Origin of the sequence: Pseudomonas sp. UBA5706, from assembly GCF_002419965.1 — a bacterium.
Taxonomy (GTDB): domain Bacteria; phylum Pseudomonadota; class Gammaproteobacteria; order Pseudomonadales; family Pseudomonadaceae; genus Aquipseudomonas.
Genome location: NZ_DIHC01000016.1, coordinates 263,710 through 289,416, shown reverse-complemented (window position 1 = coordinate 289,416; position 25,707 = coordinate 263,710). Strand labels below are relative to the sequence as shown.

The 25,707-nt window shown below is 61.4% G+C and carries 26 protein-coding genes and 1 pseudogene; 17 read left to right on the top strand and 10 right to left on the bottom strand.

Annotated elements, in window-relative coordinates; translation table 11 throughout:
* Positions 1-24 precede the first annotated feature (24 nt).
* The 5 genes from B3I26_RS09395 (at position 25) to B3I26_RS09380 (ending at position 5,962) form a co-directional block, all read left to right on the top strand.
* Positions 25-2,445, top strand: a complete 2,421-nt coding sequence (locus B3I26_RS09395) for a TonB-dependent siderophore receptor (RefSeq protein WP_296257300.1) — start codon at positions 25-27, stop codon at positions 2,443-2,445.
* 222 nt (positions 2,446-2,667) lie between these two features.
* Complete coding sequence (locus B3I26_RS09390) at positions 2,668-3,276, top strand: LysE family translocator (RefSeq protein ID WP_296257298.1); 609 nt, start codon at positions 2,668-2,670, stop codon at positions 3,274-3,276.
* A gap of 70 nt (positions 3,277-3,346) precedes the next feature.
* Positions 3,347-3,823, top strand: a complete 477-nt coding sequence (locus B3I26_RS28860) for a helix-turn-helix domain-containing protein (protein WP_409521972.1) — start codon at positions 3,347-3,349, stop codon at positions 3,821-3,823.
* Between the two features lie 23 nt (positions 3,824-3,846).
* On the top strand, positions 3,847-5,565 hold the full coding sequence (locus tag B3I26_RS09385) for a PAS domain-containing hybrid sensor histidine kinase/response regulator (RefSeq protein WP_296257296.1): 1,719 nt from the start codon (positions 3,847-3,849) through the stop codon (positions 5,563-5,565).
* 88 nt (positions 5,566-5,653) lie between these two features.
* Entirely contained in the window at positions 5,654-5,962 is a 309-nt protein-coding gene (locus B3I26_RS09380) for a hypothetical protein (protein ID WP_296257294.1), read from the top strand.
* 72 nt (positions 5,963-6,034) lie between these two features.
* Here B3I26_RS09380 and B3I26_RS09375 read toward each other — a convergent pair whose 3' ends face one another.
* Positions 6,035-6,853 (bottom strand): helix-turn-helix transcriptional regulator, encoded by an 819-nt coding sequence (locus B3I26_RS09375; protein ID WP_296257292.1) that lies wholly within the window; start codon positions 6,851-6,853, stop codon positions 6,035-6,037.
* 98 nt (positions 6,854-6,951) lie between these two features.
* On the opposite strand from B3I26_RS09375, the gene B3I26_RS09370 reads away from it, so the two are divergent.
* From B3I26_RS09370 to B3I26_RS09325, 10 genes and pseudogenes are all read left to right on the top strand, one after another.
* Entirely contained in the window at positions 6,952-7,839 is an 888-nt protein-coding gene (locus B3I26_RS09370; RefSeq protein ID WP_296257290.1) for an SDR family oxidoreductase, read from the top strand.
* 149 nt (positions 7,840-7,988) lie between these two features.
* Positions 7,989-8,150 carry a DUF2986 domain-containing protein gene (locus B3I26_RS09365; protein ID WP_296257288.1) on the top strand — a complete coding sequence of 54 codons (162 nt, stop codon included), beginning with the start codon at positions 7,989-7,991 and terminating at the stop codon, positions 8,148-8,150.
* 437 nt (positions 8,151-8,587) lie between these two features.
* The gene (locus B3I26_RS09360; protein WP_296257286.1) at positions 8,588-9,439 is read left to right on the top strand and encodes an oxidoreductase; all 852 of its coding nucleotides are present in this window, start codon (positions 8,588-8,590) and stop codon (positions 9,437-9,439) included.
* 157 nt (positions 9,440-9,596) lie between these two features.
* A pseudogene (locus B3I26_RS09355) lies at positions 9,597-9,713 on the top strand (helix-turn-helix domain-containing protein); the annotation flags it as partial.
* A gap of 156 nt (positions 9,714-9,869) precedes the next feature.
* Positions 9,870-10,325: a GNAT family N-acetyltransferase gene (locus B3I26_RS09350; RefSeq protein WP_296257484.1), complete on the top strand. Its 456-nt coding sequence runs from the start codon at positions 9,870-9,872 to the stop codon at positions 10,323-10,325.
* A 182-nt stretch (positions 10,326-10,507) separates the two neighbouring features.
* The gene (locus B3I26_RS09345; protein ID WP_296257284.1) at positions 10,508-11,434 is read left to right on the top strand and encodes a LysR family transcriptional regulator; all 927 of its coding nucleotides are present in this window, start codon (positions 10,508-10,510) and stop codon (positions 11,432-11,434) included.
* A 124-nt stretch (positions 11,435-11,558) separates the two neighbouring features.
* Positions 11,559-12,848, top strand: coding sequence for a flavin-containing monooxygenase (locus tag B3I26_RS09340; protein ID WP_296257283.1), 1,290 nt, complete (start codon positions 11,559-11,561; stop codon positions 12,846-12,848).
* Positions 12,849-12,861: 13 nt separating this feature from the next.
* Positions 12,862-13,575, top strand: coding sequence for an SDR family NAD(P)-dependent oxidoreductase (locus B3I26_RS09335; protein WP_296257282.1), 714 nt, complete (start codon positions 12,862-12,864; stop codon positions 13,573-13,575).
* 88 nt (positions 13,576-13,663) lie between these two features.
* A complete protein-coding gene (locus tag B3I26_RS09330; protein ID WP_296257280.1) occupies positions 13,664-15,013 on the top strand; it encodes an MFS transporter in 1,350 nt (449 codons plus the stop codon).
* Between the two features lie 8 nt (positions 15,014-15,021).
* Positions 15,022-15,414 (top strand): Rid family hydrolase, encoded by a 393-nt coding sequence (locus B3I26_RS09325; RefSeq protein ID WP_296257278.1) that lies wholly within the window; start codon positions 15,022-15,024, stop codon positions 15,412-15,414.
* A gap of 146 nt (positions 15,415-15,560) precedes the next feature.
* Here B3I26_RS09325 and B3I26_RS09320 read toward each other — a convergent pair whose 3' ends face one another.
* Complete coding sequence (locus tag B3I26_RS09320; RefSeq protein WP_296257276.1) at positions 15,561-16,748, bottom strand: MFS transporter; 1,188 nt, start codon at positions 16,746-16,748, stop codon at positions 15,561-15,563.
* A 94-nt stretch (positions 16,749-16,842) separates the two neighbouring features.
* Here B3I26_RS09320 and B3I26_RS09315 point away from each other — a divergent pair, with 94 nt between their 5' ends.
* Entirely contained in the window at positions 16,843-17,736 is an 894-nt protein-coding gene (locus tag B3I26_RS09315) for a LysR family transcriptional regulator (protein ID WP_296257274.1), read from the top strand.
* A 43-nt stretch (positions 17,737-17,779) separates the two neighbouring features.
* Here B3I26_RS09315 and B3I26_RS09310 read toward each other — a convergent pair whose 3' ends face one another.
* The 5 genes from B3I26_RS09310 to B3I26_RS09290 all read right to left on the bottom strand — a co-directional run bounded on the left by B3I26_RS09310 (position 17,780) and on the right by B3I26_RS09290 (position 20,688).
* Entirely contained in the window at positions 17,780-18,667 is an 888-nt protein-coding gene (locus B3I26_RS09310; RefSeq protein WP_296257272.1) for an alpha/beta fold hydrolase, read from the bottom strand.
* 114 nt (positions 18,668-18,781) lie between these two features.
* The gene (locus B3I26_RS09305) at positions 18,782-18,907 is read right to left on the bottom strand and encodes an AraC family transcriptional regulator (protein WP_296257271.1); all 126 of its coding nucleotides are present in this window, start codon (positions 18,905-18,907) and stop codon (positions 18,782-18,784) included.
* A complete protein-coding gene (locus B3I26_RS09300; RefSeq protein WP_296257269.1) occupies positions 18,888-19,208 on the bottom strand; it encodes a hypothetical protein in 321 nt (106 codons plus the stop codon). The genes B3I26_RS09305 and B3I26_RS09300 overlap by 20 nt, the downstream gene beginning before the upstream one ends.
* A gap of 613 nt (positions 19,209-19,821) precedes the next feature.
* Entirely contained in the window at positions 19,822-20,265 is a 444-nt protein-coding gene (locus B3I26_RS09295) for a GFA family protein (RefSeq protein ID WP_296257267.1), read from the bottom strand.
* Between the two features lie 249 nt (positions 20,266-20,514).
* Positions 20,515-20,688, bottom strand: a complete 174-nt coding sequence (locus B3I26_RS09290; RefSeq protein WP_296257265.1) for a hypothetical protein — start codon at positions 20,686-20,688, stop codon at positions 20,515-20,517.
* 331 nt (positions 20,689-21,019) lie between these two features.
* On the opposite strand from B3I26_RS09290, the gene B3I26_RS09285 reads away from it, so the two are divergent.
* Complete coding sequence (locus B3I26_RS09285) at positions 21,020-21,913, top strand: alpha/beta fold hydrolase (RefSeq protein WP_296257263.1); 894 nt, start codon at positions 21,020-21,022, stop codon at positions 21,911-21,913.
* A 63-nt stretch (positions 21,914-21,976) separates the two neighbouring features.
* On the opposite strand, the gene B3I26_RS09280 is transcribed toward B3I26_RS09285, so the two are convergent.
* From B3I26_RS09280 to B3I26_RS09270, 3 genes are all read right to left on the bottom strand, one after another.
* Complete coding sequence (locus tag B3I26_RS09280; RefSeq protein WP_296257261.1) at positions 21,977-22,408, bottom strand: PACE efflux transporter; 432 nt, start codon at positions 22,406-22,408, stop codon at positions 21,977-21,979.
* 236 nt (positions 22,409-22,644) lie between these two features.
* Positions 22,645-23,136, bottom strand: a complete 492-nt coding sequence (locus B3I26_RS09275) for a GNAT family N-acetyltransferase (protein WP_296257259.1) — start codon at positions 23,134-23,136, stop codon at positions 22,645-22,647.
* A gap of 87 nt (positions 23,137-23,223) precedes the next feature.
* Positions 23,224-25,623 (bottom strand): DUF3772 domain-containing protein, encoded by a 2,400-nt coding sequence (locus tag B3I26_RS09270; protein ID WP_296257257.1) that lies wholly within the window; start codon positions 25,621-25,623, stop codon positions 23,224-23,226.
* Between the last annotated feature and the right edge of the window lie 84 nt (positions 25,624-25,707).

Below are 25,707 nucleotides of genomic sequence, written 5' to 3'. Positions count from 1 at the left end.
TGCATCTTCATAGGAACATCCTGAATGGCAAGGCAACTCCACCGCGTATCTACGTGCGACTCTCGTTGGCAGCGCAGCGCGTTGAGCGCGTCATTGGCCTGCACACTGCTGATCGGCGCTGTTCAGGCTTACGGAGCATCCTCTGCGGTTGCGCCCATGGCTGCGCAGAAGCTGCCGCTGAATATCCCGGCGCAACAGCTGCGTCAGGCGTTGCTGATGTTCAGTCAGCAATCCGGGCAGAACGTGTTGCTGGACGGCAATCTGGACGCAGCGTTACGCAGCACTACAGTGGTCGGCAATTACTTGGCAGAGGATGCCTTGGCGCGACTGCTGCAAGGCAGCGGTTACAGCTTTGCACGCACCGACGCGGCAACGGTTTATCTGGTCCCGGTCGTTGCGAATGCCCAAGGCGCCCCAATCAATCTCGCGGCCACGCAGATTCAGTACCACGCACTGCAAGACGCTGCTCCCGAGCCGACCTATCGCGCTAAACCGGCCTCCAGCACCACACGTTTGGGGCTGAGCAACCGTGAAATACCGCAGGCCATCACCACAGTCACACGCGAGCAGATTGACGATTTCAAGCTCAACAGTGTGAAAGAGGCGTTGCGCAGCGCGCCCTCCGTGACCGTCGAACAGTTCGAAACCGACCGCACCGCCTTCACCTCGCGCGGGTTCAACATCGACAACTTCGAATATGACGGCATGGGCATGCCTTTCTCTTCCGGCGTTTTGCTGGGCGATCAGGACCTAGCCGAGTTCGAGCAAATCGACGTTCTGCATGGCGCCAACGGATTGATGAGCGGCACGGGCAATCCCTCGGCCACGGTCAATTTCGTGCGCAAACGCCCGAGCGACACATTCCAGGCGAAAATCGACAGCAGCGTCGGCTCTTGGGATAACCGCCGACTGGATGTCGATGTGGCCGGCCCGCTGACCGACAGCGGCAACGTGCGCGGACGCTTCATCTACGCCCACGACAAGGGCAACGCCTATCTGGATCGCTACAGCCATGAGCTGAATCTGGCCTCCGGGCTGCTGGCTTTTGACCTGTCCGACGCCGATACCCTGACCGTGGGCTTTTCCGAACAGCGCAATGATTCCAACGGCAGCACCTGGGGCGCCCTGCCCATCGCCGACTACGCCGGCCATCGCATTCACTACAGCAGCCGCAGTTCCAGCATCGGCCAACCCTGGACCTACTGGAATATCCACACCCAGCGCGCGTTCGCCGAACTGGCGCACGATTTCGGCAACGGCTGGAACGGCAAAATCACCCTTACCGGCGTCAACCAGCATCAGGATACGCAGATGCTGTACGCGATTCCGGCCACTTCCGACGATGTCTTCGCCTACATGAACCGCACCAACAGCGTCGAGCACGAAATGACCGGCGAGGCGCAGTTGTCCGGGCCTTTCCAGCTGTTTGGCCGCGAGCATGAAATCACCGTAGGCGCCAGTTATGGGCGCAACCGCCACACTGAACGTGGCCATTACAAGGACGCTTCGGGTTATCAGTTGGTGAGCCTGGCCGACGCGCTGGCCGGGACCGTGTCGCAACCGGCCTTCGACTACACCGACAGCCTCAACACCCAGCTGTTCACCGACCGTCAGAAGAGCGTGTTTGCCGGCGCGCGTTTCAGCCTGACCGACGACCTGCACTGGATCGCCGGTGCGCGCATGCTCAGCGCCGATGGCGAGGGATTGGGCTACGGCTCGCCCCACGACACCCGCGAGCATGGCAAGGTCACGCCGTATACCGGGCTGGTCTACGACCTCAGCCCGCACTGGAGCCTGTATGGCAGCTGGACCGAGATTTTCAAACCCCAGTATTTTCGCAGCACCGCAGGCGGTGTAATCGAACCGCTGGAAGGCAAAAGCATGGAAGTCGGAGTCAAGGGCGATCTGCTCGACGAGCGCATGACCGTGACAGCGGCGCTGTTCAAAACCGATCAGCAGAACGTGGCAGAAGCGACCGGGCAGATCGTCGGTGGCCAATACGTCTATCAAGGGATGGATTACAAGAGCCACGGCGTCGAGCTCGAAGCGTCCGGCGAAGCACTGCCCGGACTTGAGATGGGCGCCGGATACACCTACGTGAAAATCGAAGACGACCACGGCGACAAGGCCAAGCAATATGTGCCAACCCACAGCCTGCGCGGCAGCGTAACCTATCGCCTGCCCGGGCTGCCCAAGGCACGCATCGGCACCCGGCTGCAGTGGCAAAGCGGGACCCAGCGGGACACCAACAGTCAAGTGCGGCAGAACGCTTACGCACTGGTTGACCTGATGACCCGCTACGAGATCGACGAACACTGGAGCACCTCGCTGAACCTGAACAACGTCACTGACCGCAAATACCTGCTGTCGCTGTATCAGGCCGCAGGCTCCACCAACTACGGAGCGCCCCGTAATCTCATGGCCTCGGTGACCTGGAAATATTGACTGCAATCCATACGCCGATCCTCTCGGTCGGCGCTCGCATGTCCGTGACTGATGCTTGCGTTTCGACGCTTGGGTCATTCGGGTGCGGACACCCTCTCCCTCCGTCCGTCATGGACGGCGCTCACGCCGCATCTGTATGGCGCCATCTGTCTATAGGCGCGTTGCGGCGGCGAACGTATCGTTCCAGCTCCCTGATACGGCCCGGCCTGTGAAGGAGTGCGCATGGAGTATGTTCAATCGCTGGCGGTGCTCATCAGCGTTTATATGATTTCGCTGATCAGTCCAGGCCCTAATTTCATCGTGGTGACCCGCACCAGTATGGCGGTTTCACGCAAAGCGGGACTGTTCGCAGGCCTGGGGCTCGCCTGCGCCTCGCTCAGCTGGGCCATATTGGCCATGGCCGGGGTCGCATTGCTGATCGCGCACTTTCAGTGGTTACAACGTGCGCTTGAGTGGGCAGGCGCCGCGTATCTGATCTGGCTGGGCATCAAGATGATTGCCGGAGCGAAACAACCGCTGCGGTTGACCGGCACGGCCGAACCAACATGGCAGGGCGCGATGCGTCGCGCTTACGTCGTTAGCATGACCAGCCCAAAATCCCTGGCATTCTTTGGCGGTGTCTTCGCCGTGGTAATTCCGGCCCACGCGCCGCTGTGGTTTTTGCTGGTAGTAGGCGGGCTGTGTTTCGTGCTCTCGGCGCTGTGGTATTGCGGCGTCGCGCTGTGCTTTTCCAACCGTCGGATCGCCAGCGGTTTTCTGCGGTTCAAGGCCCCGATTGAACGGGGCATGGGCTCTGTGCTGATTGTGTTGGGTGGGTTAAAAGCCGGCTGAATCAAAGGGTTTGGTCCGACGCTGCCACGGGCAAGCAGAGCAAAATTCACTAATCCGCCAGCTACGCAGAGTGCCCCTGTCTTCGCTGTGCGTCTTCGAATCGACAGGGCGAACCGGCTCGTTCATCCAGGCTGCCCGGGAATTGGGAATCTCGCCGAGTGCGGTCAGTGATTCGATTCGTAAACTGGAAGAATCCATCGACATCCAGCTGTTCGAACGCACCACGCGCGAAGTCAATCTGACGCCCAAGGGACGCTTGCTGGTGGAGCACCTCACCCCGCAGTGCAGCCCGGCACTGGCTAGCCGTATTGGCAGCCCTCAGGCGATGAGCTGGGTTGCGGCCTCCCGGGGTGAGCTGACAGGTTGGCCATCGGTTTGCCGGGCGGGTGTTGCGCCTTGCGCACAGCTTCAGTATCGATGGGTTTGCAACGCCCCAAGAAGCCTAATTCCAGCACCACGGGCCACACTCTGCAGGGTTGACCCGACGCACTGGCCGGCGACAGGCTGTTCCTGCCCCACGTTGTGTGATATCTACTCGCTCGCTTAATTTTCCACGCAGAGAATCTCTTCATGTCCTACCGGGCACCTCAGGACCTGGCCCTGAGCCTGGCGCTTTCTTCGGTCCTTGAGGCGCAGGTCAGCGCCGGTCACTACACTAGCGTCGAGCAAGCCCGTGTGGCGGCGTTGCGGGTCATGCAGACCCATGAGGCCAGGCCGCGCGATGTAGTGGCCGAGGCGCAAGGCGAGACTGCACTGTACGACTCCATGGATTTCGCCCGTCTGGCACTGTCGGCGGTGCGTGGCGTGGGTGTGTGGACGTACGAGGTCTCCAGCGACTGTTTTTTTTGCGACGAGGGCATTAGCGAGCTGTACGGCATCGACCCGACCCAGGGCGTGGCAGGCATTAAACGCCCCGACTTTCTCGCCAATGTTCACCCTGATGATTTGGCCAACCTGCGCAAGACCATGGCAGGCGGTCTGGTAAACAGTGGCGATCTTGAACTGGAATACCGCATCGTTCACCCCGCCGGTGGGGTGCGTTGGGTGTTATCGCGCGGCCACACCTACTTCAACGGCACCGGTGATCCGGTACGACGCACCGGCGTCGGGGTCGAAATGACTGCCCAGCGTCTGCTCGAACAACAGCTGCGCCAGAGCCAGAAAATGGAAGCGGTCGGGCAACTCACCGGTGGCCTGGCTCACGATTTCAACAACCTGCTGACCGGGATCATGGGCAGCCTGGAAATGCTCCGGTTGCGCGTCGGTCAGGGGCGCCTGGACCAGATGGAGCGCTACTTCGAGGCCGCCCAGGGCGCTTCGCGCCGAGCCGCGGCACTGACCCACCGCTTGCTGGCCTTCTCCCGGCGCCAGACGCTGGAACCGATCGCTACCGATGTGAATGCTCTGGTGAACGCAATGCTGGAGTTGATCCGCGGCACGATCGGCCCGGCGATCGATATCGACATCCAGAACCAGACCGACCTGTGGTCGACCCAAGTCGATCCCAACCAGCTGGAAAACGCCCTGCTCAACCTGTGCATCAATGCGCGCGATGCGATGGTGCTTGGCGGTACGCTGACCATCCGCACCGGCAACTGCACCTTGACGGCAAAAGCGGCCGCCGAGCTTGAGATTCCCGCCGGCGATTACCTGACCTTGAGCGTTGCCGACACCGGAAGCGGCATGAGCGGCGAGGTGATCGCTCACGCCTTCGACCCCTTCTTCACGACGAAACCTACTGGCGAGGGCACGGGCCTGGGCCTGTCGATGATTTATGGCTTCGCCCGTCAGTCCGGGGGTAGCATTCATATTGATTCGCGCCTGGACGTCGGCACCACGATGACCTTGTATCTGCCCCGATCGACGCTGGCGGCGAATGCCCAGGCACCTGCCCTGCCCCAGGCCGGCGCCCTGGATGGTCGTGGCGAAACGGTGCTGGTGATCGACGACGAGCCGACAGTGCGCATGCTCATCGCCGAAGTGCTGGAGGACCTGGGCTACACCGCCTTGGCCGCAGGCGACGGTGCCGAGGGCTTGCAGTTGCTGCAGTCCCATAAACGGGTGGACCTGCTGGTGACGGATGTCGGTCTGCCCGGCGGTCTCAATGGCCGTCAGGTCGCCGATGCCGGGCGTACCGTGCGGCCTGATTTGAAGGTGCTGTTCATCACCGGCTATGCGCACAACGCATTGCTGTGGGGTGAGCAACTCGAACCCGGGATGCACTTGCTGACCAAGCCATTTTCCATGGATGACCTGGCCAGCCGCATAAAAGACGTCATCGAAAGCTGAAAACGCCTGGACGAATGCCTTCACGAACGCTCACACGCCTTTCGCTCGTCTACTGAGGCCACGCTCGACACCCCCATTGCCGCCCTGAATGATTCGCCGCAGCGTGCACGCCGGGACGCTGCGTACATACGAAGCCATCGAGTCGGGCCTGCTCCACCTGATCGCCCAAGGCGCACGAACGCCCCTGACCCTGCGTTATTGCATGGCCGTCAGCCAGCGCAGCGACGCTGGCACTTCCAGCATCAGCCAGCAAGGCAACATTCAGACCGGGGCCAGCACGTCCCTCGTGCGCTTGAGCGTTCCCCCGCAGGCGGCCTGCACTGTTCATCTGGAGTTATTTCAAGATGGGGTACTGATCAAGGCGATGGACCAGCGTTGTGACGGTGCCGCCGGTTAGGCCACCGCATCAGGCACCCTGGCCTGCAGGTAGCCGAGGCGCACGCACGCCACACCCCGCAGCGTCCCGATCTCATTCCAGCAGTGCACGAACCCGCTGCACGTCTTCGGCCGTCGCCGGGTTGTAGACGATCATGCCCAGGTCCGGCCTCCCATCCACCGCAAAACCCGAAAACTCCAGGGCGATGACGCCTTGGGTGGGGTGATGGATGCGCTTGGTGCCCTCGCCATGAACCCGGACGTCGTTGTCGCGCCACAGCGTCGCGAATTCGGCACTGCGCAGGCACAGTTCATCGGCCAGCTTGCTGACTTCGGACGCTGCGCCTGCACGAATGGCGTCGGCGCGGAATGCGCCAACCACGAAGCGCGCCATGCTTTGCCAGTCGTCCTGGCGTTCACGCACACCGGCGCGGCAGAACATCAAGCGCAGGATATTGCGCTCTTCCACCGGCAGCAGGCTGTAGTCGGTAAACACCACGGCCGCAGCGCGGTTCCAGGCCAGCACGTCCCAAGTGGCCGTTTTGACGATGGCCGGGCAGAACGTGAGGGTATCCAGCAGCCGTTGCAGACGCGGCGTGACGCCTGCAGGCGCGCGGTAAACCACTTCCGGCGGGTGGCCGAAGGCAAGCAGGAACAGGTGCTCGCGCTCGGGCTCGGTCATCAGCAGGCTCTGGGCAATGCGGTTCAGCACTTCCGAGGACGGTGCACCTCCGCGCCCCTGTTCCAGCCAGGTGTACCAGGTGGGGCTGATGTTGGCGCGCTGCGCGACCTCTTCACGGCGCAGCCCCGGCGTGCGCCTGCGCGCATTACTCAAGCCGAAGCTCGCCGGATCCAGGCGCGCCCGGCAATCCTTCAAATAAGCGCCCAAGAGCTGAATCGACTGATCTGACATGGCCATCCTGTTAGTTTTTATACCCTGATAACGTCACGGCTTTAACCGGATAAACACTACGCGCAGGCTGGTGTTTTCAGCAAAGAGAGATTTGACTCATGCGCGTATTTCTTACCGGTTCGACGGGTTTCGTGGGCTCGCAGGTGACTCGTGAACTGCTCCACGCAGGCCATCAGGTGCTGGGCCTGACCCGCTCCGATGACGGTGAGCGCTCACTGCGGGCGCTGGGCGCCCAAGCCTATCGCGGTGACATCGAAGACCTCGGCAGTCTGCGTAAGGGCGCCGAAAACTGCGATGCCGTCATTCACACTGCCTTCGATCACAACTTCACCCATTTCGTCGAGAACTGCCAGAAGGAATCCCGGGTGATCGCAGCCTTGGGCGCCGTGCTGGAAGGGTCGTTACGGCCGCTGCTCATCACCTCCGTCACGCCGATGGGTTCGTCCGCGCCGGGCCAGGTGGCGGACGAGGATCACTTCGATCCTGCGCACCGCAACCCCCGTGTGGCCTCTGAGCTGGCGGGTCAGGCCTTGAGCCAGCGCGGCGTCAACGTGGTGGTGATGCGACTGTCGCAGATTCACGACCCGGCCAGGCAGGGGCTGGTGACCTCCCTCATCGAACTGGCGCGGGAAAAAGGCGTATCGGCCTATGTCGGGGAAGGCCGCGAACACTGGTCCGCCGCCCATCTGAAGGACACTGCCCACCTTTACCGCCTGGCGCTGGAAAAACATCAGCCTGGCGCCCGTTACCACGCCACCGCCGAAGAAGGAATCCGCGCTCGCGATATCGCCCAGGTCATTGGCGACGGTCTCGGCGTGCCCACTGTCGCGCTGTCCCGCGAAGAGGCCGCGGCGCATTTTGGCTGGATGGCGATCTTCGCCGGCAAAGACATGACCGCCTCAAGCGCCAAGACCCGGGCGCGTCTGGGCTGGCAGCCGAAGGGGCCCGGTTTGCTCGAGGATCTGCGCACCTGTTTCGGACAATAGGTAAAAGCGCCGCCGGGGGGGGGGCAAAACCTTCGTTTGAGCCCGCCCTCTGGCCGCGCGGCGCCTGGACACATGGTCAGTTCCTCTCACCTCGATCTGCCGCGCCCTGGGCTGTTACCATTCGGCAATTGAGCAGCCGAGTACCCGCCATGAACCGCCGCAAGAAGATCAAGCAACTGTTGGAGGCGCACGCAAAAAAAGCCAACGCCAAACTGGCCCCGCGCAACAAGCCCAAATACATCAGTAAAGCCGACCGCTTAAAGCTGGCTGCCGAGTCCGACCAGGACTCAAGCGTTGCCTGCGAAAGCTGACACGTTTCTCGCAGGTGACGGCAATACCCGTCGTGCGATGCCCGGCGCTGGGTTGAATGCCGGCGCCGAGTCGGCCATCGACAGTCCGCCGATGCGCCCTTGCGGTCCGACAGCATTGCCTGCAGACCTCCCCCACTTCGCTGGAGCAGTACGGCGTGCCGACGGTGGCGACGTCGACATCGCTGCTGCGTGCAGACCGCATTGCCGCACGTTTGGGCGATTGCCACGCTGCAAACTTGATTGCGACAGGCCTGCGCCTTGGTGATGCCGGTAAACAAGGGAAACGAAGTTCAGCCGTTGCGGGTCCAAGCCGATACCCACCGTGCTCGCCTGTTCACTGGCTCACGATCCGGGATACAGGGTTCAGAACCTATACCTGTCCAGCGAGGTGATCGTCCCAGGCCTCAGCATTTTTGATCTTCACGGAGAGCTGAATCATGACAACCCACACAAACGACACCCCTGTCTGGCTTATCACCGGCTGCTCGACCGGCTTTGGCCGAGAACTGGCCAAGCTGATCATCGACCGTGGCTGGCGCCTGGTCGCGACCGCCCGAGACAAATCGCGGGTCGCAGACTTGACCGCCAACGTCGAGGAACGCGTGCTGGCGCTGGATCTGGACGTCACCAAGGCTGATCAGATAGAAGCGGCAGTCGCAGCCGCGAAGGCAAAATTCGGTCGGATCGACGTACTGGTCAACAATGCCGGTTATGGCTACCAGAGCACGGTTGAAGAAGGTGTGGAGTCGGAAATCCGCGCTCAGTTCGACGCCAATGTCTTCGGCCTGTTCGCCATCACCCGTGCGGTATTGCCGATCATGCGTGCGCAAAAAAGCGGCCACATCCTCAACATCACCTCGGTAGCCGGATTGATCGGCTTTCCGGGGTCTGGCTATTACGCAGCGTCCAAGCACGCCATCGAGGGTTGGTCCGACGCGCTTATCGCCGAAGTGGAACCGCTCGGCATCTGCGTCACCTGCGTAGAACCAGGGCCGTTTCGCACTGACTGGGCCGGCCGTTCGCTACGCCAGACCGCCACGAAAATTGCCGACTACAAAGAGACAGCAGGCGCGCGGCTGGAGTCGACGAAGAAGAACAGCGGCAGCCAGGCCGGTGATCCGGTGCGTGCCGGTGAGGCCATGATTGCCATTACCCGGATGGAGAAACCGCCGCGTCACCTGCCCCTGGGCAAATGGGGCCATGACAACGTGGTAGCCGATCGGCGCAAACGGCTGGCGCAAATCGAAGGGGTTCGGGACCTCAGCGTGTCGGCTGATTTTCCGGAGTGAACCTTGAAGGGATGCGTCGCCCTGTGGCGTTGCATCCCTTAAGCCAAGCCGTCTGCAGTTCAAGGCAAGGAGCCGGCAGCCCGGAAGAGTTTGCCCGTCACGCTCTTTGCCCTCCACACTCAAAGGCGTACCGCTGCTCTCGCCCGCGACCCGGGCTGAAATAGCGCTGCGGCTCGGGTACACCTCTCAGGCCGCGTTCAGCCGGGCATTCAAGCGCATCACCGGGCAGACGCCCGGAGCGAGCAGGCTGGGCGCGCGAATGGTGGTTTCGTGAAAACAACAAACGAGCCATCGTGCGCTGGGCACCGAGCGGAACAGCATATAGGCTGTGGCATCGTACCTTCGAGGGCTGGCACCATCGATCCGGGCGATGCTGCTGCCATTGGCAGGCACTCGCTCAACTGACAACACACACCAGGAAATCTTTTCGATGGACTGTTTGATTCGAGACGCGACAGTGGCAGATGCAGCACCGATCAGCCAGGTCATCATCGCGGCCCTGGGCGAATCCAACACGCAAGACTATCCAGCAGAGATCATCGAGCAGGTGCAGCGAAACTTTTCTCCCTTAGCGATTCTGGGATTTCTGACTCAACGAAAGGTCTATGTCGCAACCGTGGGTAACGCGCTCGTCGCGACTGCAAGCCTTGATCGAAACATCGTCAGAAGCGTATTCGTCGCACCGGTGTATCAGGGCAAAGGTTTAGGCCGAAGGCTGATGGAGACGATTGAATCAATGGCATGGCGTGAAGGCTTCAAACAGTTGCGGGTGCCGTCCTCGATCACCGCGCAAGGGTTTTACCTGTCGCTTGGCTTCACTAAGATCCGGGACGAGTTTCACGGCGCCGAACGCACGATCATCATGGACAAGACACTCGGGCAGTAGCGTAGATCCGCGCTCCGATGACCATTGCTGTCCATTGCCCCATGGCGGCGTGGGCTGAGCGCAGCGACCACCCCGTTGGTCCCCTGCCAGGCGCTTGCTTCCCAGCAGGTGGACCGAACGGCGGCTTCGCAATGCAACCGGGCTGTGGCATGTTCACGTCATCCCGCTGATGGAAATGCGCCATGACCTTGCAACAGCTGCACTATTTCCTTGCTGCCATTGAGCACGGCACGTTCTCCAGGGCGGCGGAAAGCCTGCATATTTCCCAACCGTCCCTTTCCGAGCAGATCCTGCGTCTTGAAGAACATCTGGGCACTCACGTGTTCATCCGCACCAACCGCCGACTGATGCTGACCGAGGCCGGGCGCCGTCTGCAGCCCTTTGCGCAGGGCATGGTAACGGCGGCGCGGCAAGGCTACGAGGCGGTGCAGGCCGTACGCGAGCTGTCCGGCGGCGTCGCCAGTTTTGGCACCTTCGGCACCGCGCATCATTATTTCCTCACCGACCTGATCGAGCAATTTCGTACGCTTTATCCCGACATGCGCATAAAGATCGTGGGTTACAACTCATCGGAAATCGCCGATCTGGTCAGCCAGGGTGAAATCGAGGCTGGCTTGGTGATGCTGCCGATCAAACAGCAAAACCTCACCATCACCGAGCCGGTGTGGTCAGCCCAAGTCGGCTATATCAGCGCTGACCCGGAGCGCTTGAAGGGGCCGAAGTCGATCAGTGACCTGGCCGTGGCACCGCTGATCCTGACCGAGGCGCGCTGGAGCACCGGCGACCCCATACGCCGTTTGCTGGCGCAACTGGCCGCCAAGGGTGGTCAGGTGCTGGACCCGATCATCGAGGTGGAGCATCAGATCACAGGATTCGAACTGGCAGCGCGCGGGCTGGGCGATGTCATCGCGACCCGGCCGATCCTGCATCAATTGGGGTTCGATGACCGTCTGGGCTGGGTGCCGTTGTCACCGGCGATCTTCGAGGTGTTTGGCTTCATCCATCGCCACGACACGCCTATCTCGCCACCTACCCGGGTGTTGATGAATCTGATGCGCAGCCACTTGTCGCGGATTCAGAACCAGTACGCCCATCTCGAAACGCTTTAGCCATAGGCAAGACCTATGGGAAACACATGGCTTTGCCCATTCATCCACCCGGTTGCTGGACGGATACTCCAGCCACGGACGCCAACATGAGGCGCTCGCAGGGTTCAAGGAATGGGGAGTCGCAATGTCCAATCAACCGCACTATTGCATCATCGGCGCCGGGGCAGCTGGCCTGGCCGCATTGAAGACCATGACTGATGCCGGCTTGACGGTGGACTGCTTTGAAAAGTCAGCGCACATCGGTGGCCACTGGAACACTGACTACGATGCGCTGCACCTGATCACCCCTAAAAGCAGCTCCTGTTTCGACGGCTTCCCGATGCCTGCGCACTACCCGGTCTACCCGAGCCGGGATCAAGTCAAGACGTACATGAACGCCTACGCAGATGCCTTCGGACTGCGCCAGAAGATCACTTTCAATACCGAGGTACGCCACCTCACCCCGCTCGGTGAAAACGGCGAAGCGGGCTGGCAGGTGACCCTGGCCGATGGCAGCAGCCTGCGTTATGCCGGTGTGCTGGTTGCCAACGGCCATTTATGGGATTGCAAGATTCCGCAAATCGGTCAGCACTTTACCGGTGTGTCGATTCATTCCGGTGAGTATCGCAATGTGCAGCAGGTCGAAGGCAAGGTGCTGGTGGTCGGCTTCGGTAATTCCGGTTGCGACCTGGCGGTGGACGCCGCACAGGCACGCCTTGACACCACCATCGCCATCCGCCGCGGCCAGCTGTTCCAGCCCAAGACCCTTTTCGGCCTGCCGCGCGGAGAGTTACCGCTGCTGGGGCAACTGCCGCCGGAACAGCAGAACATGATCATGAACATGCTGATCATGGCCAGCGTCGGCACCCACAGGAATTACCCAGGGCTGCCGGCGCCGCAGACCTATGATCTGGATGCGCAGCCGCCTGTGGTCAACACCTTGCTGCTGTACTGGATTCAGCACGGGCGCATCAAGGTCGCTCCGGGCATCGACACCATCGAAGGCAAAACCGTGACCTTCACTGACGGCAGCCAGGCCGATTACGACACCATCGTCTGGGCCACCGGATTCAACACCCGCCTGCCATTCCTCGACGAACACCTGCTGCAATGGCGCGATGGCGCACCGCTGCGCACTGCGGCCATGACCCTGCCGACCAACCTGGAAGGTCTGTTCTACATCGGTCTTGGTGCTCCGCGGGGCCCGCAATGGCCGGTTTATTGCGAGCAAACCAGGCTGGTCATGCGCTTTCTCAAGCTGCGAGCCAGTGGCATGAAAGGCCTTGCAGCCGCGTTCGCCAAGCTGCAAGCGGCCGAGTCGCGCATCGACATCGTCAAGCGCGAATGGCTGGCCAACTACCAGGACACCCAACGCCAACTGGACGTCATGGAACTGGCCCTGGTGTCTGGCAACACCCTCCCTCAACTGGCTTGATCGGACACTCCCCATGAATACAGCACCGCACTCCAGCGTCATCGTCACAGGCACCTCATCAGGCATGGGCCAGGCCGTCGCGCAACGTTTTCAGGAACAAGGCTGGCATGTCGTGGCCGTCGACGTGATGCCCGACCCGCAAGCGTCCAGCCCGCTATTGTCGCCTGTGACAGGCGACATCACATGCGAAGCAGTGTTAGGCGCCGCTGTCGATGCGGCCCTCGACGGCAAAGCGCCGCTGCGTGCGATCGTTAACGCAGCCGGGATTTTTCCAACCTCGTCACTGGAAAGCTACAGCGAGTCGTTGTACCGAACAATCTTCGACATCAACGTGCTGGGCTCGCTGAACATCGCACGCATCGGCACTCGCCACCTGAAAGCCGCCGGGGGTGGATCCATTGTGTTTTTTGCCTCGGTCGATGCATTCACCGTGTCGAAGAATCAGTTGCTGTACAGCGCGTCGAAAGCGGCCGTGGTGTCCATGACTCGCTCGCTGGCCATCGAACTGGCCGAGCACAACATCGTGGTGAATGCCGTAGCGCCTGGCTGGGTCGACACAGCTGGCACCCGGGCCGGCGGGCGCATCGATGCAGCCATTGGGTCCATTCCGCTCAAGCGTGCGGCCCGCGTTGATGAGATTGCCGAGTGGGTTTGGCAGTTGAGCAGCAAGCCGTCCTACGTCACTGGCGAATCGCTGTGCATTGCCGGTGGTGTGTTCATGCGCTGACCTGCAAACAGGCCCCACGCGCCAGACGTGGGCCTGTCTCCCCTCCTTTGACTGCTGCCTCACTACAACTACTACAGAGGGCAATATCATGGGCGAACTACACGCTACCGCTGTACCTGAATTTTCCAGCAACCGTGCGCCAGCCGAGCCATCGCGCAGACCTCTGTCAAAAGCCGTGATCGGCGTGACCCTGGGCAACATGGTCGAATGGTTCGACTTCGCGCTGTATTCGTCGCTGGCCGGGATCATCGGCAAAACCTTTTTCCATGACGACAATCCCGCCACGCAATTGATGGCGATCTACGCCACCTTTGCCGCAGGGTTTCTGATCCGGCCGCTGGGTAGCCTGATCTTTGGTCCCATCGGTGATAGATACGGCAGGCGCACCGCGTTATCGCTGAGCATTTCGCTGATGGCCGTCGCCACCTTCGCCATCGCCTTGATCCCAGGCTACGCCAGCATCGGTGTGGCGGCGCCGATCTTGCTGATCCTGATGAGGTTGCTTCAGGGCCTGTCAACCGGTGGCGAATACGGCGGCTCCTGCACCTTCATCGCCGAACACGCGCCAGACAAACGTCGCAGCTTTTTCACCAGCTGGCTTGAGTTCGGCAACATCTCGGGGTTCCTGCTCGGCGGGGCCACCGTCAGCGTGTTTACCCTCGCCCTCGGCGAACAGGCAATGGCCGAATGGGGCTGGCGTGTGCCGTTCGCCATCGGCGGCCTGCTCGGGCTGATCGCCCTTTACCTGCGACTGGGCCTGGAAGAGACCCCGGTGTTCAAGGAGATTCGCAACAACGAAACGCTGCACACCTCTTCATCGGGCGAAAAGGGCCGCCTGTTTCGCCTAATGGTCAGCGAGTGGCCGCAGATGCTCAAGTGCATGGGCCTGGTGACCGTGTTCAACGTTACCTACTACATCGTTCTCGGCTACATCCCCGGCTACCTGGAAAACGTTCTGGGCTACAGCAACAGCTTCGCCCTTTCCATGGGCCTGGCGGCCACGCTGTTCATGCTGGTGCTGATTCCGGTGTCGGGCCATCTGGCCGATCGTCTGGGACGCAAGCGCATGATCCTCTGTGGCTGCGTACTGCTGATCGTGATGGCATTTCCCTGCTTCATGCTGCTGCACACCGGCAAGGTCGGTTTCCTGTTCGTCGCGCTGCTGACCCTGACGCTCGGCCAGTTGTTTTTCGAAGGTGCGATGCCAGCGACCCTGACTTCGCTGTTCAGCGCCCGCGTGCGCTACAGCGCCTTGGCCATCAGCTACAACCTGGCCGTTTCGCTCTTTGGCGGCACCGCCCCGCTGATCAATACCTGGCTGATCTCGACAACGGGCAATCAAATGATTCCAGCCTGGTATTTAATCGCCGGCGCTGTCGTCGGCCTGATTTCGATCCTGTTCATCAAGGATTCCACCGGTAAACCCCTCCCAAAATGAGACACGACATGACCGACAAAACAGCAACGCGGCAAAACATTTCTTCAGGCGGCCAGTACGAGTCGGTGTTCGGTTACTCGCGAGCGGTGCGCGTGGGCAATCACTTGCACATTTCCGGCACGTGCGCTGCGCCCGATTACGAACACAGCAATGCCTACGAGCAGGCACAAGCGATTCTCGTCACGGTGAAAAAGGTATTGGCTGACGCCCAAATGAGCGTGGAAGACGTGGTACGCACGGTGGTTTACTTGCGCGACATCAACGACGCAGCGCAGGTTGCCAAGGCCCACAGCGAAGTGTTCGACGGCATTCGCCCGGCCAGCAGCCTGATTCAGGTGGACTCAATGCTGCGCCCATGGCAAAAGGTTGAAATCGAGACTTACGCCATCGTCGCTGACTGAAACGCTCGATGAGTCACGTAAAAAGCCGCGAACTGTCGCGGCTTTTTACTGCATGAATAATACCCCGGTGATCATCAGCCCACACACTTGCAATACGCCCTACGCCGGTGGCGCTTGAGCGCTCGACGCCGGCGCAGCACCGCGTCCTAGACCACCGCCGCCGGGTTGCCATCAGCGCGAGTCGCCGCGACCCGAGAACGCCAGGCAAACAGCAGCACCATCAGCAACCCCAAGGCCGCCATCGCTGCACCCGCCAGCGAAATCGCCGGGTAGCCAAGACCTGCATTGATCACCGCCCCACCCAACGCCGCACCAATGGCATTGCCGAAGTTGAATGCGCCGATGTTGACCGCTGATGCGAGGTTGGGCGCGTCCTTGGCCGCTTCCATCACGCGCATTTGCAACGGTGGTACCAGGGCAAAGCTGGCAGCGCCCCAGACCAGCACCGCCAGCGCGGTGGGCAATGGCCAGCGCATGAGCACCGTGAACGCCAACAGTACGACGATCAGCACCACCAGCGAAACGATCAGCGTGCGATCCACCGAGCGATCCGCCGCCTTGCCGCCCCGCATGTTACCCAGCGTCAAGCCGATCCCGAACAGCACCAGCATGCCGGTAATGAACGTCGTCGACGCGTGCGTCTGGCTGTGCAGGATCGGCGCGATGTAGGTGAACACGGTAAACATCGCGCCGGAGCCGACCACCGTCAGCGCCAAGGCGGTCAGCACCGGACCACGCCCCAGTACGCGTATTTCCGCGAGCACACCGTCGCTTTTAGGCGCGGGCTGGTTCGGCAAGGCATACCACAGCGCTGCAATGGCGACCACGCCTAGCCCGGCGATACCCCAGAACGCTGTGCGCCAGCCGAAGATTTCGCCAAACCAGGTCGCCAGCGGCACCCCTCCGATGGTCGCCAGGGTGAGCCCCATGAACATGGCCGCTACCGCACCTGCTCGCTTCTCGGGCGGGACCACGCTGGCGGCCACGATCGAGCCGATACCGAAGAATGCGCCATGATTGAGCGAGGTCACGACCCGGGCGATGAGCAGGCTCTGATAGTCGGTCGCCAGCGCCGACATCAGGTTGCCCAGGGCGAAAATCATCATCAGCCCGATCAGCAGGTAACGGCGCGGAATTTTCACCGTGGCCAGGGTCATCAGTGGCGCGCCGATCAGTACGCCCAAGGCATAGGCGCTGACCAACAGACCGGCTGCGGGAATGGAGACGCCAAGGTCCGCGGCGATACCGGGCAACATGCCCATGGGGGCGAACTCGGTAACACCGATGCCGAAGGCGCCGATGGAGAGTGCTACAAGGGGTGGATTGATACCCATGAAAAACTCCTTATCTGTGCCGCGAATGCTACGATCCGATCTTTTGCGGCGGTAGAGCCTTCCATGGTCAATCACCTTTGCTTACGAGGCACAAATGGATCTTAACGGGCGGTCAGGTGAGATGGAGGTCTTCGTCAAGGTGGCGCAGGAAGGCAGCCTGTCGGCGGCGGCTCGATCATTGGATCTGACGCCCTCGGCGGTCAGCCGGATCATCGCCCGCACCGAACAGCGCCTGGGCACGCGCTTGTTGTTACGCACCACTCGCGCGATCACCCTGACCGCCGAGGGCCAGGCATTCCTGCGCGGCGCGCGGCGCATTCTGGCGGACCTGGCCGAAGTGGAAGAGGCCATTACCGATCAAGGCGTGCCCAGAGGCAGGCTCAGGGTCAGCGCCGCCCTCGCCCACGGCCGGATGAAGATCGTACCGTTGGTGGCGGCGTTCAGTGCGCGTTACCCCCAGGTGCTGCTGGACCTGATGCTGGGCGATGAAGTGGTCGATATTCTCGGCGGGCAGGCCGATGTCGCGGTGCGTTTCGGCCACCTGCCGGACAGCCCGTTGAGCGCGCGCTGCATTGGCGAGACGGGCCAGGTTATCGTGGCGTCCCCTGAGTATTTGCAACGCCATGGAACGCCTGCTGAACCTGAAGACCTGCTGCGTCACAATTGCCTGCGCTTCAACTTTCGCCGGGCCGCGCCGGACTGGCCATTTCGCCGCGACGGCCTGGAGTTTTCCCTGAAGGTCGGCGGCACCATCGAATGCAGCAGCGGCGAGGCCCTGGCGCAATTGGCCAGGCTCGGTGCCGGCATTGCACGCATCGGTGCTTTCTCGGTAACCGATGACCTGCAGCGCGGCACACTGGTGCCGCTGCTGGAAGACTGCAATCCCGGTGACCGGGAACCGATTCATGCAGTATTCGTCGGTGGCACGGCAATGCCGGCCAGGGTTCGGGTGTTCATCGATTTCCTGGTGGAACATCACCAGGCATGACCGCTGGCTGCGTGATCGTCCCACGAAGAGCTCAGGCAGCGAGTCATCCCGATTGTGAGTCTCCCGCCTGTCCTCCACTAAAGAATGCCGCCAAGGCATTGGCCACTTCGACCGGGGCCTGCTCTGCCATGTGGTGACCGCTGTCGATGCCTGCGCCGGTGACAGCCTGAGCGGCCCAAGGCTGCCACACGGCGAGCACATCGCCATAAAGCGTTTGCAGATCGTCCCTAAGTGACCAGAGAACATGTAGCGGGCATTGAAGCTTGCGTCCAGCCTGCCTGTCTTCGCGATCATGTTGCGGGTCCAGCACCAGTCCCGCCCGGTAATCGCCGAGCATCCCCCTGACGGTTTCTGGGTCGTGAATCGCGGCCAGAAAGTCCTGGTAGTTGCCTGCGCCCATGTCCTCTTCGCGGCCCTGGTACCACGCCCTGGGATCAGCAAGAATCGCGCGTTCGGGCTTGTCAGGCTGCGCATAGAAGAACCAGTGCCACCATAGGGAGGCAAACTGCGCCGTACACCGCTCCAGCGCTTCCAGAATGGGCACGCCATCCATGATCGCCAGCTTCAACACCCTGGATGGGTGATCCATGGCGGTGCGAAATGCCGTGTAGCTGCCCCGGTCATGCCCCGCCAGATAAAACCCATCGAAGCCCAGGTGGTCCATGAGCGCAACACAATCCCGTCCTTTCGCCCTCTTCGAGGAGGCCGCGTACTCGGGAGGATCATCTGGTTTGCTGGACCCGCCGAACCCCCTGAGGTCGGGACAAACCACGGTGAACGACCGCGCCAGCAGCGGCGCGACCGCATGCCAGGTCGTGTGCGTGCGGGGATGACCATGCAGCAGCAGTAACGGCGGCCCTGAACCGCCATAACGCACCCGCAGAGTCGCCTCGGGCAATTCGATCATTTGCAGGCGAAAACCTTCGAACATCACTCCTCCTTCGCACCAGGCTTTGAATGACAAGGTAGCGCATCGCGCTCAGCGTTCAGCCCTTGCGTGGGGGGCTGGCTGTAACGCGAAACGCCGCTCACTGTCCCACAAGCGTCACTTCTGCCGATATTGGCGAGGCGTCATGCCCATGTGACGCCGGAACACCTGAGCAAAATGCCCGGGGCTGTCGTAGCCGACTCCAAAGCTATGTTGATGATGCTCAGAGGTACTGAACAGCAACCGGCGAGCCTAGGCCAGCCTCAGTTGAATGAAATACTGCGAGGGTGAATGACCCGTGGCCTGACGGAACAGACGGCCGAAGTAGAAATCTCAGCCCGGCTTCTGCGGCCAAGGTGGACAGGCTGAAGTCGCTGTTCAGCGACAGGTCCATCCGTTCGGGCACCCGATGCAACCGGTAGGCCGGCAACGCATTGCGCTGTTTGAGCGGTGCATCGCCGTCGCGGTAACAGCGCACCAGATGCACCGCCAGCGCCTGAGAGATACCGTCGATGTACAACGGATTGGGCGCTGTGCCTTCCACCAGCTCCTGATGCAGAAGTCTTACCAGCGCGGCAATCTGCGCATCCCTGGCCCCCCCGAGACTTCGAGAAGCCGAAGCCCTTTTCCCAACCCGTCGAAACGCTTTGTGCTGCCAGGTCCTGCAAACGCTGGCTCAGATACACATGCAACACGCAGAACTCGATCCCCTGAAGCGTCTGCACTGCATCGGGTAGGGCTCGTGAGTCATGGTGAGAAAAAAATCGTCTGGGCCCACGTCGTGTGCACTCCAGGCCTGTCCGAAGGCGCGCTCCTGCACGCGCGCAGCACCTGACAGCACCAGGACCCACATCGGCTCGGCAACAGCCGGCACCACGATGCTGCTCGAGGCACTGCGGTGGGTATAGACCTGCATTTGTACATCGGCATGCAGCCGGCGCCCTGCGCTTCCATAAGAATCTTCAGGCAGGTGGTCTGGCCCCCGCTGCGCGCTGATACGCACGCGCGGCATGAATGATCGACTGAACGAACGTCGCCAGCGTGCGGCCAAGGCTGAAATTTGTCGGGCAGGGTGCAGGGCCAGCATAAACTTCGGTTCTATGCCCGAAATACGGGCAGAGTGCTCAAGGCCCTGCGCTGGCGACGGCGAATGGGAATTATCGTGCCCCTTCATCCCCGGGCACAAATGTCAAGACTCCCAGGATTCCGCTTCCTGCCTCGCCAGCCCGGTCGGAAGGATGATTCACACCATCGTTCACCGGCACCTCCCTGAAATCGAACGGGCTTACACCCGCAAGGCAAGCCGCGTTGACACCCAGCTGAGCAGGGTTGGAGCGCCGTTTATGATGGGTGTACACCCCGCATTTAGAGCAGAAGTAGTGCTTGGCGGTATGGGTATTGAATTCGTAGAGGGTCAGTGCTTCTTCGCCTGCAATCAGATGAAAATCCTCGTGAACCGCAGTAACCGCCACCGCGCCGCGCATCCGACAGTAGGAACAGCTGCACCTGCGCGCCGTGTTCAGTCCGTCGCTCAACCGGACGCGAAAACGCACCGTGCCGCAGTGGCAACTGCCCTCGAAATCTGACTGATCACTGTTCATGTGTTTACCCCTTGTTGGATGTCGCACGCGAGCGCATTTCTCGTGATTGAACGATGCTATGTCAGGTCATGCACTGCCAGCAATCTCGGTACTTGTTTATGCTCGTGCGCTCGCGCCCCGTCAGCATCGCGAGCGGCGACGCCAGTACAGACTCCGGCGTTAAACAGTTTTTTCGCTCAGCCACGCGATGGCCACTAACGGCCGGGGTCGTCGACGGCAGCGTGCGCAGGGTCTGCGCCGCGACTGTTCTCACTGCCTGGCCTTTTCACTGAGCTCCACCGCAAGCCTGGCGGCCTCTTCCTCGCCGCGTGCATAGTGGGCGTGTCCTGCGTCGTCGGTTATTTCAAAAGCCTGAATATTTTCGTCTCCGGGCAATCCTTCAGGCACCTGCGCAGGGTCGAGTTTCTTTACCTTTACAGCCATGGTTCTTTCCTCGCTCGGCAAGCACATCCGGGCACGCAGTTAGGGACATTAACTCCGATCCCCTGACCTGATGGCCGTTCAGTTTTCCTGCGGGGAACCTGCAGGCCGCACTTGAATAGGGGTGCGCCCGGTTAACCCTTCGCTGCCGCTGCGGTCCGTTCATCCGGCTGTCAGATCGGCCAGTCACGCTCGCACTTCTTTTTTGCGCCGGATCCTGCCAGATGGGCTAAACCTCTACGGCTTGACCACGGTCACAGACCCAGGCGGCCCGGTTGCAGCGCAGCAAACGCTGACTGGGCCGGGCAACACAACCTGAACGCGGGAGCCAAGCATGAAACAGATTCTGGCAGGTGTACTTCAGACGTCTTATCTGGAATCCGGGCCTGCTGACGGGCCGGTCGTGGTGCTGCTGCACGGATTTCCTTACGACGTTCACGCCTTCGATGAGGTCTCCAGACGCTTGGCCGAGGCCGGCTGCCGCTGCATCGTGCCTTACCTGCGAGGCTATGGCCCTACCCGCTTCGTCGACCCGGCAACCCCTCGGTCCGGGGAACAGGCAGCGCTGGGAGCCGACCTGCTGGCGCTGCTCGACGCGCTGAACATCGAGCGGGCGGTGTTGGCTGGATACGACTGGGGCGGGCGCGCGGCCTGCGTGGTCGCAGCCCTGTGGCCGGAACGGGTGATCGGCCTGGTGAGCGGCGACCCGGGCTACAACATCCAGCACATCGCAAGCGCCAGCAAGCCCTCCTCGCCCGAAGCCGAAAGGCGCCTGTGGTATCAGTACTACCTGCATGGCGAACGTGGCTACGCCGGACTTGCCGCCAACCGCGAGCCGTTCTGCCGCCTGTTGTGGGCGTTGTGGTCATCGAGCTGGAGATTCAGCGACGCCACCTACGCCGCCACGGCCGAATCGTTTTCCAACCCGGATTTTGTCGACGTCGTGACGCACTCCTACCGCCACCGCTTCGGCCTGGTCGAAGGCGATCCACGCTACGCCGATATCGAGCAAACACTGGCACAAAGCCCGGCCATTTTCGTGCCGACGGTGATCTTAAGCGGTGCCGATGACGGTGTGTCCTCCAAACGCGACGACGCCGCAGCCAAAAAGGGTTTTGCCGGACCGGTGCGCAGGCAGGTGTTGGCCGGGGTTGGGCATAACATCTCGCAGGAAGCGCCAATCGAATTCGCGCAGGCGGTGCTGGATCTGCTCGGCGATGTGCCCTAACGGGACGCCTGATGCAATGCAGCGCAACCTGGATCGCAGCGCTGGCTTGCCTTATTTCAGGTGTCAGGACGCCTCAGCCGGCTGGGCCGACAAGGGCAACCCAAAGAGTTTGTCGAACAGCAGATTGAACGTGAAGGTGTAGACCAGGAAGAACACCACCAGCCCCACGTTCAACGCCAAGGCGTCGAGCAGCGGGATTTGCAGGGCATAAGCGAACAACGGCACCAGCATCCCCAGCAGGCCAGCCTCGAAACCCATGGCATGCAAGGCCCTGCGAAACAGGGTGCGCCTGCGATCGGCACGGCGCGCTTCCCAGTATTCGAATGCAGTGTTCCAGCACAGGTTCCAGAGCATGGCGATGGTCGAGCAGGCAATCGCCAGACCGCCGGAAAGGCTGGTGTCGTGGCCAAGCGCAGTCAGGATCAGGGTGTTGAATGCAACAGCGATCAACTCGAAAGAAGTGACGAAAACCAGCTTGCGTTTGACGCCTTGCATTCCAATGCCTCGTGCAACGATCAGAGAGTGACCGACCACTATGTCCAAAAACTGACCGATCGGCCAGCATCGACGCATCGTTTTTCGCTCTGCACGACGCGTTGCCGCTCCATGATCGCTGAGAGAGGCGATGAATGCCTGCTGGCCGTACCGCGGCGATGTTCCGGATAAGTGCCTCAGAAGCACGACGTTGCCCGCCTTATATGAACCCAGGGAGGCGCATTATCATCGGCAAGCTATTGCGAAAGCAGAGGCATCCCCATTTCGAATGCACGTGTCTCAAACCCCAGCTCTGCATACACGCGGATGGCGCGGGTATTGAATGCCCAGACTGACAACCTGATGTCCTTCGCACCGCGCCCGACCGCCCAGCGCTGAACCTCATACACCAGACCTCGTCCGATACCTTTTCCCCAGAAATCCTCTGCGACGCACACCGAGCCGATGCGGACGAAATCCATCGGCTGCATTAACGGACCGGCACCCGACGACAGGCTGGCAGTGATAAAACCCGCGGGCTGCCCCTCACACAGAGCCATGAACACAGCCTGGTCCGGACGCTCGAAAAAACTCATCCAGTGCGGCACGTCACGCAAAGGGTCTGGCGTGGCAGCGGTATAGAGGTCAGGGCGCGCGGCGTGGTGAATTGCGTTGAGCAACTGTCCCAGCGCACAGATCGTGGGTACATCCTCTACTGTGGCCTCTCGGTACCTGGGCAACGCGTCCATCAGGTGCACCTCTGCATCTTCGATTTTCGTTGTGACTTCGTTTGCCTCACGATCTGCCGAGCGGCGCTGCGCATCCGGGCCAATACATCATTGTGCAGCGGGCAATTTTTCCGCATTTTCGCTGACCAGCACCATGCTTTGCGGGGAGGACAAGGCGATGCCCAGTTCCCGCAGGCGTCCCAGAACGGTGAACAGCAAATCGCTGCGCGCGCCCCCCACCGATCGCGGACTGTTCACATAACCGCTAACACTGATGATGACCCCGGTGGTGGTCAGGTCCTTGAACGACACAGACGGCGCCGGCGTCTCGAGTATCGCTGCATGTTCGGTGAAGGCTGCCAGCAGCAGGTCGCGGATTTTCAGCACGTCGGTGTCCAGCGGCAACGTCAGGGTAATGCCCACGACGCCCAGGGCGTTGGCCATGGTCACGTTGCGCACGTTCTGGGTGATGAACTGCGAGTTCGGCACGATCACCGTAGAGCGGTCGGACATCTGGATTTCCGTGGCACGCACATTGATTCGACGGATATCCCCTTCCACCCCCGCCAGACTGACCCAGTCACCCACCTTTACCGGCCGTTCGGTGAGCAGGATCAGGCCGGAAATGAAGTTCTGCACGATCGCTTGCAGACCGAAGCCGATCCCCACCGACAACGCACTGACCACCCAGGTCAGGTTGGTGAGGCTAATATGCAGCGTGGACATCACCACGATCGCCAGCAGGACGACGCCGATGTAACCCACCAGGGTTACCAGCGATGCGCGCATGCCGGCGTCCATGTTGGTTTCCGGCAGCAGCCGTTCGCCCAGCCATTGCTTGAGCACCCGTATGCCCAGCATGCCGACGATGAGTACGGCCAGCGATAACAGGATATCCGTCGGTGCAATGGTCAGGCCGCCCAGCGGTTTGTTGCCCAAATCCAGTTGGGTGAAGCCTTGGAGCAACTCACCGGGGCTGGAGCCGGAAGGCATGAAGGCAAGCAGTACCGCGGTGAACAACAGCAACGTCCGACCGATGCCCGCCAGGAGGGTGCTGGCCTGTGCCTGGTGCCGGGCTGACAGCCCCAGTGCAGCCCCCAGCGCTTGGCCGCCGGGCTGTTTGGGCGACAACAGGGTCTCGCAGATGTCGCCGAAAAAGGTAATCAGCAGATAGGCCGTGGCCGATACCACGCTCATCCACAGCAGCTTTACCGTCAGGAAGTACGCCAGGGTAAGGTAGCCGCTCAACAACGCCAGCAGGCTCAAGCCGACCCACATCGTCACCACGAAGGGGATCAGGCCGCCGTAGCTGGGCAGACGCTCCAGGTTATGACGGCGACGGGTGCGGCGGTAGCGCAGCAAGGCAGACAGAAACACCAGCGACACCGCTAGCGCGGTCAACCCGTTGACGGCCACCGTCAGGGCCATGCTGCTGGCGATCACACTATTGATGCGCTCCTGCGTGCCGATGATCACCAGCGCCAGCCCGAGCAACGGCGGAAAATAGCCGACCGCATTGGCAATTTCGTCAGGGATTTGTGGCAAACGCCACGAGTGGTGCGAGCGCATTAACAACGCGCGACCGAGAGCGACGATGAAGGCGCAGAAAATGATCAGCGTCTGCATCTGGTTAAGCAGGTTGAACACGTCGGCACTGACGGCAGCATTGCTGTCGATACCCCAGCGAACCAGGGACGTGGCCGCGCCGATGGTGATGACGGTCGACAGCCCGACGGTCAGCGCCAGCGCACTTCGACGCAGGCGACCCTCGGGCAACCAGCGGACCATCAACCAGACCAACAGCTGTTCCATCACGCGCCGGCCTACCACCCAGATAAACACTGCCGCAAGCGCAACGCTGAAGAAGAACAGGCGTTTGCCCGGTGCCAGGGCCGTATTGGCGGCGGTCTTTACATCGTCCAACAGGCCGTGCAAGCGCCCCAGATCATCGTCGGTCGGGCGGATCATCGTTGACCAGAACACCGAACTGAGCGGGCTGGCTGAACGCGCGGTGATCTGCGAGTCAAACAGGCTGCGACGCAGGCTGAAAATCTGCGTCGCCAGGTCGCGGGCCGACTGGCTCAGGGTGTTGGTCTGACGTTCATCGTCGACCAGCGCATTCTTCTGCTTGGTCAGGGCCTTGCGCTGGCCGCTAATGGTTGGCGATTCGTCAGGCTGGACCGGCCCCAGAATATTGAGCTGGTCATTAAGGTGCTCGATGCTGGCGGCCTGCTGGGCGACCAGCACGTCTGCCTGTTTCTGCACCTGCAGTGCCGATTGGCGCAGGTCCGACAGCAAATCGTCATTGGCGCTGACCGAGACCTTCTGCCGAATCTGATCGAGCTGATCGTTGAGCTGGTCCAGCGTTGGACCATCGACCGGCGCCTGCACCGTGGCAGGATCGCCGTTCGCCACAGCGACTGATTCGGCTACAGCCGGCACGGCGACGCACAGCAGCATCAGGCTGAGCAGTCCAGTGAAAAAGCGGTTAAGCGCGACGTGCTGCATTCTCATTACCTGTCTTGGGGGCGGCGGCCTGGCGTGAGTGGCCTGCCCGGGTGTTTTCCAGACTCCAAACGCCAGTTTAATGAT

What these genes read in the sequence shown, in the direction of transcription:
- B3I26_RS09390 (WP_296257298.1), top strand. Translation starts at nt 2,668, where the DNA reads ATGGAGTATGTTCAATCGCTGGCGGTGCTCATCAGCGTTTATATGATT.
- B3I26_RS09330 (WP_296257280.1), top strand. Translation starts at nt 13,664, where the DNA reads ATGGGCGAACTACACGCTACCGCTGTACCTGAATTTTCCAGCAACCGT.
- B3I26_RS09310 (WP_296257272.1), bottom strand. Translation starts at nt 18,667, where the DNA reads ATGTTCGAAGGTTTTCGCCTGCAAATGATCGAATTGCCCGAGGCGACT.
- B3I26_RS09295 (WP_296257267.1), bottom strand. Translation starts at nt 20,265, where the DNA reads ATGAACAGTGATCAGTCAGATTTCGAGGGCAGTTGCCACTGCGGCACG.
- B3I26_RS09290 (WP_296257265.1), bottom strand. Translation starts at nt 20,688, where the DNA reads ATGGCTGTAAAGGTAAAGAAACTCGACCCTGCGCAGGTGCCTGAAGGA.
- B3I26_RS09340 (WP_296257283.1), top strand. Translation starts at nt 11,559, where the DNA reads ATGTCCAATCAACCGCACTATTGCATCATCGGCGCCGGGGCAGCTGGC.
- B3I26_RS09335 (WP_296257282.1), top strand. Translation starts at nt 12,862, where the DNA reads ATGAATACAGCACCGCACTCCAGCGTCATCGTCACAGGCACCTCATCA.
- B3I26_RS09285 (WP_296257263.1), top strand. Translation starts at nt 21,020, where the DNA reads ATGAAACAGATTCTGGCAGGTGTACTTCAGACGTCTTATCTGGAATCC.
- B3I26_RS09380 (WP_296257294.1), top strand. Translation starts at nt 5,654, where the DNA reads ATGATTCGCCGCAGCGTGCACGCCGGGACGCTGCGTACATACGAAGCC.
- B3I26_RS09370 (WP_296257290.1), top strand. Translation starts at nt 6,952, where the DNA reads ATGCGCGTATTTCTTACCGGTTCGACGGGTTTCGTGGGCTCGCAGGTG.
- B3I26_RS09350 (WP_296257484.1), top strand. Translation starts at nt 9,870, where the DNA reads ATGGACTGTTTGATTCGAGACGCGACAGTGGCAGATGCAGCACCGATC.
- B3I26_RS09280 (WP_296257261.1), bottom strand. Translation starts at nt 22,408, where the DNA reads ATGCAAGGCGTCAAACGCAAGCTGGTTTTCGTCACTTCTTTCGAGTTG.
- B3I26_RS09325 (WP_296257278.1), top strand. Translation starts at nt 15,022, where the DNA reads ATGACCGACAAAACAGCAACGCGGCAAAACATTTCTTCAGGCGGCCAG.
- B3I26_RS09345 (WP_296257284.1), top strand. Translation starts at nt 10,508, where the DNA reads ATGACCTTGCAACAGCTGCACTATTTCCTTGCTGCCATTGAGCACGGC.
- B3I26_RS09270 (WP_296257257.1), bottom strand. Translation starts at nt 25,623, where the DNA reads ATGCAGCACGTCGCGCTTAACCGCTTTTTCACTGGACTGCTCAGCCTG.
- B3I26_RS09375 (WP_296257292.1), bottom strand. Translation starts at nt 6,853, where the DNA reads ATGTCAGATCAGTCGATTCAGCTCTTGGGCGCTTATTTGAAGGATTGC.
- B3I26_RS09365 (WP_296257288.1), top strand. Translation starts at nt 7,989, where the DNA reads ATGAACCGCCGCAAGAAGATCAAGCAACTGTTGGAGGCGCACGCAAAA.
- B3I26_RS09360 (WP_296257286.1), top strand. Translation starts at nt 8,588, where the DNA reads ATGACAACCCACACAAACGACACCCCTGTCTGGCTTATCACCGGCTGC.
- B3I26_RS09320 (WP_296257276.1), bottom strand. Translation starts at nt 16,748, where the DNA reads ATGGGTATCAATCCACCCCTTGTAGCACTCTCCATCGGCGCCTTCGGC.
- B3I26_RS09385 (WP_296257296.1), top strand. Translation starts at nt 3,847, where the DNA reads ATGTCCTACCGGGCACCTCAGGACCTGGCCCTGAGCCTGGCGCTTTCT.
- B3I26_RS09275 (WP_296257259.1), bottom strand. Translation starts at nt 23,136, where the DNA reads ATGGACGCGTTGCCCAGGTACCGAGAGGCCACAGTAGAGGATGTACCC.
- B3I26_RS09315 (WP_296257274.1), top strand. Translation starts at nt 16,843, where the DNA reads ATGGATCTTAACGGGCGGTCAGGTGAGATGGAGGTCTTCGTCAAGGTG.
- B3I26_RS09395 (WP_296257300.1), top strand. Translation starts at nt 25, where the DNA reads ATGGCAAGGCAACTCCACCGCGTATCTACGTGCGACTCTCGTTGGCAG.